The organism is Prevotella multiformis DSM 16608, from assembly GCF_000191065.1.
Classification (GTDB): Bacteria; Bacteroidota; Bacteroidia; order Bacteroidales; family Bacteroidaceae; genus Prevotella; species Prevotella multiformis.
In genome coordinates, this window is record NZ_GL872283.1 from 301755 (window position 1) to 310630 (window position 8876).

Annotated in this window: 6 protein-coding genes; 4 read left to right on the forward strand and 2 right to left on the reverse strand. The window is 45.2% G+C overall.

The genetic code is table 11. The features are described from left to right. Positions 1–456 precede the first annotated feature (456 nt). Positions 457–1284: a hypothetical protein gene (locus tag HMPREF9141_RS06555; RefSeq protein WP_007367826.1), complete on the forward strand. Its 828-nt coding sequence runs from the start codon at positions 457–459 to the stop codon at positions 1282–1284. Positions 1285–1365: 81 nt separating this feature from the next. On the opposite strand, the gene HMPREF9141_RS06560 is transcribed toward HMPREF9141_RS06555, so the two are convergent. Next, a complete protein-coding gene (locus tag HMPREF9141_RS06560) occupies positions 1366–1851 on the reverse strand; it encodes a hypothetical protein (protein WP_040554633.1) in 486 nt (161 codons plus the stop codon). A gap of 145 nt (positions 1852–1996) precedes the next feature. Between HMPREF9141_RS06560 and HMPREF9141_RS06565 the strand changes: the two genes are divergently transcribed. The 3 genes from HMPREF9141_RS06565 to HMPREF9141_RS13860 all read left to right on the forward strand — a co-directional run bounded on the left by HMPREF9141_RS06565 (position 1997) and on the right by HMPREF9141_RS13860 (position 7298). Continuing rightward, a complete protein-coding gene (locus HMPREF9141_RS06565; RefSeq protein WP_007367828.1) occupies positions 1997–3643 on the forward strand; it encodes a glycogen/starch synthase in 1647 nt (548 codons plus the stop codon). Positions 3644–3695: 52 nt separating this feature from the next. Beyond that, positions 3696–6254: an alpha-glucan family phosphorylase gene (glgP, locus tag HMPREF9141_RS06570; protein ID WP_007367829.1), complete on the forward strand. Its 2559-nt coding sequence runs from the start codon at positions 3696–3698 to the stop codon at positions 6252–6254. Between the two features lie 864 nt (positions 6255–7118). Further along, positions 7119–7298, forward strand: coding sequence for a hypothetical protein (locus HMPREF9141_RS13860; RefSeq protein ID WP_370991945.1), 180 nt, complete (start codon positions 7119–7121; stop codon positions 7296–7298). A 682-nt stretch (positions 7299–7980) separates the two neighbouring features. On the opposite strand, the gene HMPREF9141_RS13660 is transcribed toward HMPREF9141_RS13860, so the two are convergent. Then, positions 7981–8316, reverse strand: coding sequence for a hypothetical protein (locus HMPREF9141_RS13660; protein ID WP_007367831.1), 336 nt, complete (start codon positions 8314–8316; stop codon positions 7981–7983). Positions 8317–8876 lie beyond the last annotated feature (560 nt).

The following is an 8876-nucleotide window of genomic DNA, read 5'->3' on the forward strand; positions in this document are numbered from 1 at the left end:
CAGGGGCTCTCCCTTTTTCTGTTGGGGGCAGGCGGCGATAAGCGATGATAGGCGGTTATAGGAGGGAGAAGAGGGTCAGTAGAAAATAGGGGGGAGAAGAGGATCAGTAGAAAATAAGGCTCATTAGGAAATAGGGGGCAGTAGATATTTAGTCGGTGATAAGTGACGATAGGCGGCGATAAGTGATAATGGGTAGTGATAGACGGTAATAGGCTGTGATAACATAGCCCTTTAAAAATACTTTGTTTTGATGCAACGCAATAAAAGAATTGATGTACAAGATGTATAAAAGGGTGGGGAAGGAGATTTTTTTTTCTTATTTTTTATGAGCATTGTATTTTTTCTTCTCAATATTTAATACCTTTGTCAAAGAAACAATCTGTGTAGAAGGACGGTATGATGTTGAGGATATGGAACCAGAATACTGCTTAACTTGAAACTATAAATTTGCCGTTTATGGAAAAGTCATTATTGTATCTGCTTGTTTTACCTGTACTTATGTTGTTATTGGCAGGCTGCCATAGTGAGGAGGACGACTTTATTGATAAGCCAGATCCGAAGAGCCTTATCATCAGAGGTGTTGCCAGAACGTCAGGCGGGCAGCCGTTGCCGAATATGGAGGTGAAGTTGGATTTCAGAGAAGCATCTCTGATTACTACCAAGGTGTACCATAAAGCAAAGGCCACGACTGATAAAGATGGCAGCTATATTATGTTTTTCAATTTAAGTGATGAAGAATTAAAGTCTTTGACAACTTTTGTAGGAGATGCCCGTGTCTCATACAATTTGCAACTTACACTGGATTTGAATGAATTAGATGACAGAGAGTATCTTTTACCTTCAGATGATTCATCGGTGCGTGGCTCGAAAGAAAAGAAACTTTTCTACTACTCCTATAGACCACAAGGAGCGTTGCAATTAGGAAAGGTTTACGAGGAGAACGTATTTATCTCTCGCAAGCAGCTGGTGAGTGTAAGGGTAGAAAGCAATGGAACAATAAACGAAAAGGATAAGTTTGCTGTCAGAAATAGGGTTAAGTATGGTTTGGAAAGCCAGATGCCTGCTCAATTCGACCTTGAGGGCGGATTGGTTGTTTTCTACAGATCGGTAACATTGAAGAATACCCATAGCCAAGTTATTCAGGTAGCTTGTGCCGTTGCAGAAGGAAGTAAGATTGCTTTGTACCGTATGCCTGAAGGAGAATATAATTATAAGGCGTTCTCTTCAGAGATTGAAGTGCCTGTGACAAAGACGGTAGGAGGGGGCATATTCAGGACTTATTAAGGTTGCCCCGTAGTTATGTAGATTTTTCTTGTTGTCATAAAGTATCATGGGGCTGATTTCTAAGCCCCTATGAATGAGTTGTCATTTGGCGTAGAACGTTATCTCCTTTGGTATCTTCACCCACTTGTTATTGACGACAATCTTCATCGTACTGCCGGCAAGGCGGGTGAGGGTGTAGGTTCCGTCAGGATTACGTTTCAGTTCGGCCGTGAGATCTTCGCTTCCATAATCGTTGATGATGGTCAGGAATGCTTTTCCCCCTTTGATGGCAGCATCTGATATGATCCATTTGCGTGTATCCCTTTTTGCGCCGAAGTAGCCGGGAACTTCACCGAATATCTCCTGCCGTGGCACGGTGATCTCATTGTGATAGAAGTCTATGTCCATCCATACCTGATATTCATCATTGACGAGATGCGCCTTGAAGATAGAGTCTTTGTTCTGTACGGTCCCGGCACATTGCATACAGGATGCCGTCCTGTCGGTTTCCGGCAGATTGCCATATGCTCTGAAGCAGGAAGAGGCAGCCAGTAAAGCCGTTATTGTGAGTATGTTTCTTTGTCTCATGTCCGTGAATGTTTGGTTGTTGCAAAGATAATGCTTTTGCGTAATAATTTATGATTCATACATAAAAATATGCAGTTTAAATTGTTGTTTCCCTTATTTTGTATTACCTTTGTGCACGATACGTATCAATTGTTTAAAGGAGAAGATGTTGTTTCCGGATTATATTTTTGAGACCAGCTGGGAAGTGTGTAATAAGGTCGGAGGAATTTATACCGTACTTTCCACCCGTGCGAAGACTTTACAGGACAGAATAAAAGATCACGTGATATTCCTCGGCCCCGACTGCTGGCCCGATTCGCCATCCCCTTATTTCAAGGAGGATGAAAAGCTCTTTACCGCCTGGCAGCAGAAGGCTGCATCCGAAGGGCTGCCGGTCAAAGTCGGCCGTTGGGATGTTCCCGGTGAGCCGATTGCCATGCTCGTTGATTTCCAGGCATTCTTCAGCCGGAAAGACGAACTGTACGGCAAGCTGTGGGAGTATTACCATGTGGACAGTCTCCATGCGTACGGAGATTACGACGAATCAGCTCTGTTCGCTTATGCTACGGCACTTGTCGTAGAAAGTTTCTATAAGTTTTATCTCAGTGAGAACGACAAGGTCGTCTTCCATGCGAACGAATGGCAGACGGGATTCGCCGCACTCGTTCTGCAGCACCGTCAGCCACAGATAGCTTCTATCTTCACAACCCATGCCACCTGTATCGGTCGCAGTATAGCGGGCAATGACAAGCCGTTGTACGAATATCTCTGGGCATATAATGGCGACCAGATGGCTTCGGAGTTGAATATGGAGAGCAAGCACTCAATCGAAAAACAGACTGCCCACCACGTTGACTGCTTCACGACAGTGAGCGATATTACGGCAACAGAGTGCAAGGAACTGCTTGACAAGCCGGTGGACGTAGTTCTTCCCAACGGTTTCGAGAACGACTTTGTACCAAAAGGCGCAACTTTCACAAAGAAGCGTAAGGCAGCACGTAAGCGTCTGCTCGACGTAGCCAATGCACTCACTGGTGACGATATACAGGATGATGCGTTGATTGTATCAACCAGCGGACGCTATGAGTTCCGCAATAAAGGTATCGATGTATTCATAGAATCAATGAACCGTCTGCGCTTTGACGAGAACCTGAAAAAGCAGGTTGTAGCCTTCATCGAGGTTCCTGGCTGGGTGGCCGGACCGCGGCAGGATCTTGTAGAGCGGCTGGACAGCGGACGGCATTTCGATACCCCGCTGGAGAATCCCGTGCTGACTCACAGGCTGCACAACATGGACAGCGACAAGGTGCTGAATATGTCCAGGGCGCTCGGTATGGCCAATGCCCGGGCCGACAGGGTAAAGCTCATCTTTGTTCCATGTTACCTGACAGGCGATGACGGCATACTGAACATGAGCTATTATGACCTCGTATTGGGCAATGATCTCTGCGTCTATCCGTCTTACTACGAGCCGTGGGGTTACACACCGTTGGAGGCCGTTGCCTTCAAGGTCCCCTGCATCACGACCGATCTCGCCGGTTTCGGCTTGTGGGCGAATACGGAGAAAGGTGCGTACAGCGAGATTGAGGACGGTGTGAAGGTACTGCACCGTACCGATTACAACTTTTCGGAAGTGGCTGACGGAATCAAGGAAACCATCATCCGTTATGCCGGATTCCCGAAAGCGGAAGTGGACAGATGCCGTTCAAATGCTGGGAAGCTCTCCCATAAGGCACTGTGGAGCGAGTTCATCAAGTATTATGAGCGGGCATACGACATTGCATTAGAGAAGGCAGCTGAAAGAAACAGCTGAAAAACTGCTTTAATAACGATATAAAGATAAAACAGTCAAACTAAGTTAAGTTATGAAGATTAAATCAGATTATTCCAATGAGCCTCAGTGGAAAGAGGTAACCGTTAAGTCGACCCTGCCGAAGGCACTGGCTTGTCTCGACGAGATTGCTCACAACATGTGGTGGGCGTGGAATTACGAGGCGCGCAACATGTTCAAAGCTCTTGACGAGGTGCTCTATGAAGAGGTTGGACATAATCCCGTCCAGCTTCTCGAGCGGCTCAGCTACGAACGCAAGGAGGCGATCGTCAAGGACAAGAAGCTGATGAAGCAGGTGGGTGAGGTCTACAAGAAGTTCCGTGCCTACATGGATGTCAAGCCCGACAGCAAACGTGCTTCAGTCGCTTACTTCTGTATGGAATTCGGTCTGAACCAGACGCTGAAGATCTATTCCGGCGGTCTGGGCATGTTGGCCGGCGACTATCTCAAGGAGGCTTCCGACTCCAATGTCGACCTCTGTGCCGTAGGTTTCCTCTATCGTTTCGGTTACTTCACACAGAGCCTCTCCATGGACGGACAGCAGATTGCCAAATACGACGCACAGAATTTCAATTCCCTGCCCATCGAGCGTGAACTGGACGAGAACGGCAATCAGGTGGTCGTGAATGTTCCTTACCGCAACTATCAGGTACACGCACTTGTATGGCGTGTGAATGTCGGCCGTATCAAGCTCTATCTGCTCGATACCGACAACGACATGAACTCGGAGTTCGACCGTCCGATTACCCACTCGCTCTACGGCGGCGACTGGGAGAATCGCCTGAAGCAGGAGATCCTCCTCGGTATCGGCGGTATGCTCACACTGAAGAAGCTCGGCATCAAGAAGGATATTTACCACTGCAACGAGGGGCATGCGGCACTCTGCAACCTCCAGCGTCTCTGCGACTACATCGAAGGCGGACTAACATTCAACCAGGCCATGGAGCTGGTACGTGCATCTTCGCTTTATACTGTACATACGCCGGTGCCTGCCGGTCACGACTACTTCGACGAGGCACTCTTCGGCAAGTACATGGGCGACTATCCTGCACGTCTGGGTATCTCCTGGGACGAGTTCATCGGTATGGGACGTACCAATCCCGACGACCACAGCGAGCGTTTCTGCATGAGTACCTTTGCCTGCAACACCTGTCAGGAAATCAACGGTGTGTCGAAGCTCCACGGCTGGGTAAGCCAGAAGATGTTCGCACCGCTGTGGAAAGGCTATTTCCCGGAGGAGAATGCCGTAGGCTACGTGACCAACGGCGTACACCTTCCGACCTGGACCGCTACGGAGTGGCGCAAGGTCTACGACAAGTACTTTGACAAGAGCTTCATGGGCGACCAGAGCAACGAGCAGATCTGGCATGCTATTTACAACGTTCCTGATGCGGAAATCTGGGAGACCCGCATGGCACTGAAGCAGAAGCTCATCAAATACATCCGCGACAAGTTCACTCAGCAGTGGCTCCGCAACCAGGGCGATCCTGCCAAGGTGGTCTCCATCCTTGAGAAGATCAATCCTAATGCTTTGATGATCGGTTTCTGCCGCCGCTTTGCCACTTACAAGCGTGCGCATCTGCTTTTCACGGACCTTGAACGTCTGGAGAAAATCGTCAACAATCCGGAGCGTCCGGTTCTGTTCTTCTTCTCGGGCAAGGCGCATCCGGCTGACGGTGCCGGTCAGGGGCTCATCAAACGCATCTTCGAGATTTCCCGTATGCCGCAGTTCCTCGGCAAGATCATCTTCCTTGAAGACTATGATATGCAGCTGGCCCGACGTCTGGTATCAGGTGTCGACATCTGGATGAATACCCCGACCCGTCCGCTCGAGGCAAGTGGTACGTCTGGCGAGAAGGCCGAGATGAACGGTGTCATCAACCTCTCCGTACTCGACGGCTGGTGGGTTGAAGGCTATCGTGAGGGTGCCGGATGGGCACTGCCGGAGAAGCGTACCTATCAGAACCAGGGCTATCAGGATCAGCTTGATGCTGCGACCATCTACAGTCTGCTCGAGAACGAAATCGTCCCGCTCTATTTCAACAAGGACAAGAAGAAAGGCTACTCTGAAGGCTGGGTAAAGGTTGTGAAGAACTCCATTGCGACGATTGCGCCTCACTATACGATGAAACGCCAGCTGGACGACTATTACGACAAGTTCTACGAGAGTCAGGCCAAGCGTGCGCACAAGCTCGAAGCTCATGACAACAAGCTTGCCAAGGAGATTGCACTCTGGAAAGAGTCGGTTGCCGAGCGCTGGGACAGCATCTATGTTGTATCCAAGAACGAGGAAGAGCTGCAGGACATCGCTACCGGACATAAGGTGAAAGTCACCTACACGATCGACGAACAGGGACTGAACGACGCCATCGGTCTGGAGCTTGTCTTCCTGAAGAATGCACCGGTCGATGATGTGAACATCCACAAGGTCATTCCGTTCAAACTCGTCAAGACAGAGGGCAACCACTATACCTTCGAGACTTCCTTCGAAGCCAGTGAGGCCGGTGCCTACAAGTGCGATGTGCGTATGTTCCCGAAGAACAGCCTACTGCCGCACCGTCAGGACTTCGCATACGTGAAGTGGATCGGATAAGAACACTGAAGACTGATCAATAGTAAAAAGCCATTCCTAAGCTCTGAAAGGAGATTGGGAATGGCTTTTTTTAGGTTCATCCGACATTTGGAGTGATAACCTATGAATGATACTCAAAGTTTGAGACAAAAATCTCTTCATAACCTTCTCATTAATAATGGATTTAGACTAAATGAAGTGAATTTATAAGTTATAGTAACTCCTGCACTACTAATTAGCACATTATGATTATAATTCTCCGTATATAAAGGGTTTAACATATATGAGCAATGGTGTAAGTAGTTGATTATTAATAACTAATTATTATCACTCCAAATTCCGGAAGACCCTTTTTTTATGCACTTGCAGAGTATGGCTGTCCAAAAATAGATGGTCTTACAAAGGGGGATAAACTACAGGTGAAATGCTGAAAAGACGAATTGATACGATGCCTGTCCATCAGCCTGTCTTTTCTTCTTCTACAAACGACTTATCCCCATATCTTCGGTGTTTGTAAACTGTTTTCATGAGGTTCAAAGATGAACATGCTCTTCTGGCTTCTAAAAGATGCCTGATTGACTTGCAACAGGTGCTCTCTTGGCGTGTTATTAACGCCCTTTTGGAGTCCAATCAAGCACCTTTTCTGAACGGATTGACAACCAATTGATTGACTGCCGGTTACAGGCTTGCTTTTTGCACGTTTTTTTGTATTTTAAGATGATTTGTTTGAAATCATGTAATGACTTTTCAAAATCTTGTCTGTATTTCAACATATTAAAACGAAAAGGTCTTTGTATCGGAGGATGATAATAAGGTTATCGTAAGTATGAGCTTGTTACAGCTATGCAGTTTAAATCCGTCTACTCGATGCGTATGTACGGACTTATGAGCGGACAGAAAAAGCCTTTGACATACAAGTTTGAAGACCTTAAAGAGCGGTTCGGAGTAAAAGATAAATATAAACTCGTAGGTCATTTTAAGACAAGAGTATTAGATATTGCAAAGAAAGAGCTTGACGAATGCAGCCCTTATTCTTTCAACTATACAGAAGAAAAAGAGGGGTGAAAGGTTGTCGGTTTTAATTTCTTCCATACATTCAACCCAGAGAAAAAGGACCCAGAGCTGTACGAAAGGGAAAAACGTTCCAAGCTAACAGCACGTGCACAAATCAGCAAAGCAGCTTTATACTATCTCCGATACTCGTTCGAGTTTAAAGCAGCTGAAATAAACAAGAACAAAAAACAATCATCGAGGGAGAGCAAAAAATACCCGATTTCATCGGATTTCTGTCTTCCCTTGTCGGATCATCGAGGACGGCAAAAAACCGCATCGGATATGTGATTAATGCAATCAAAAAGAAGACCGCAGAAATATAAAGGAATTTTTATGGTTTCGAAGCTTGTGTTTTTGACACATAAAAAAGCTATCGAAACCCTTTTGTTTCACGCCATTTTTGGGAAAAATGGGTATTAGGCTACCCCCTATAGCTTAACATACCATAAAATCTATCTTTTTAAAAGACACAGAAATCGAACTGTTCTATATAACAATCTTTTTAGAACAGTTCGATTTGCATTCATTGAAGCCTAATTTCAGCTCTTTAGATAAAAGAAGCAAACACCATAGGTTCCCAAAGCTAACACTAATATGATTAGAGGATTAGGCTTAAAGTCGACTCCCAATAATAATAATAAAGCCCCTAATAAATATAGAGCTAAAAATATGTATTTTTTCATCTTAACTATATTTAGCAACCTGCAGCTGCACCTGACAAAGCACCTCCAACAGCACCAATTACGGCTCCTATAGAAGTTCCCAAAGCTGGTACAACTGAACCTGCAGCTGCACCACCAAGGGCACCAGTAATACCTCCACCACTAACAGCTGCGGCACACTTTCCCCACGCTCTCCACCAACTTACCTGCGTAGCTGGATGATGACGTCTATTAGCTCTTGTATAGACATTTAAGCCCTCTTGATTTGCTTTTTCTTCTAAATAACTATTAGTTACCTTAGCTGCAATATTCACACTTACCAACATTGCATTATAACTATTTTCAGACAACCTTGAATGATTTTCCATTACTATTGTCCGGATAGCAGAATAATAATCTTCAGCAGTAGAATAATCTTCAGGTTTTAAAGCCTCTATACTTTCGTAAGTTCCTGCTTTGAGACATCTGGTGTAGAGATGTTAGCATCATCAGATGAACAAGCTGTAAACAATAAAACTAATACAGCAGAAAGTAGTAAAATGATTTTTTTTCATAAACAGTTGGATTAAAAATTAATTATAAAAAAGTTCTTGGCAAATTTAGAAAAAATCATCAAGCAAACAAGCGAAAATATTGTTTTTTACAACAAAATTGGTTAAATTTAGCACAAATAATCAAAAAACAGAATAATTATTCTGTTTTTATTTTTACATACAATAGAGGAATAAGATTATAATTGATAAGGAAGACTACTTAAAAGTATTATGCAGTAAATTTTTTAATAACTTTTGCTAATGTAACTTCCTTTTTCTACCTTTGCAGCAGACAAACAAAGCATGCTTGTTATGGCACACTATAACTATGAGCTTTCAGCGTCATAGTTTGTGTGCTCTCCGAGGGCAGAGCTGCACCCCTTGATCCTGCTTTT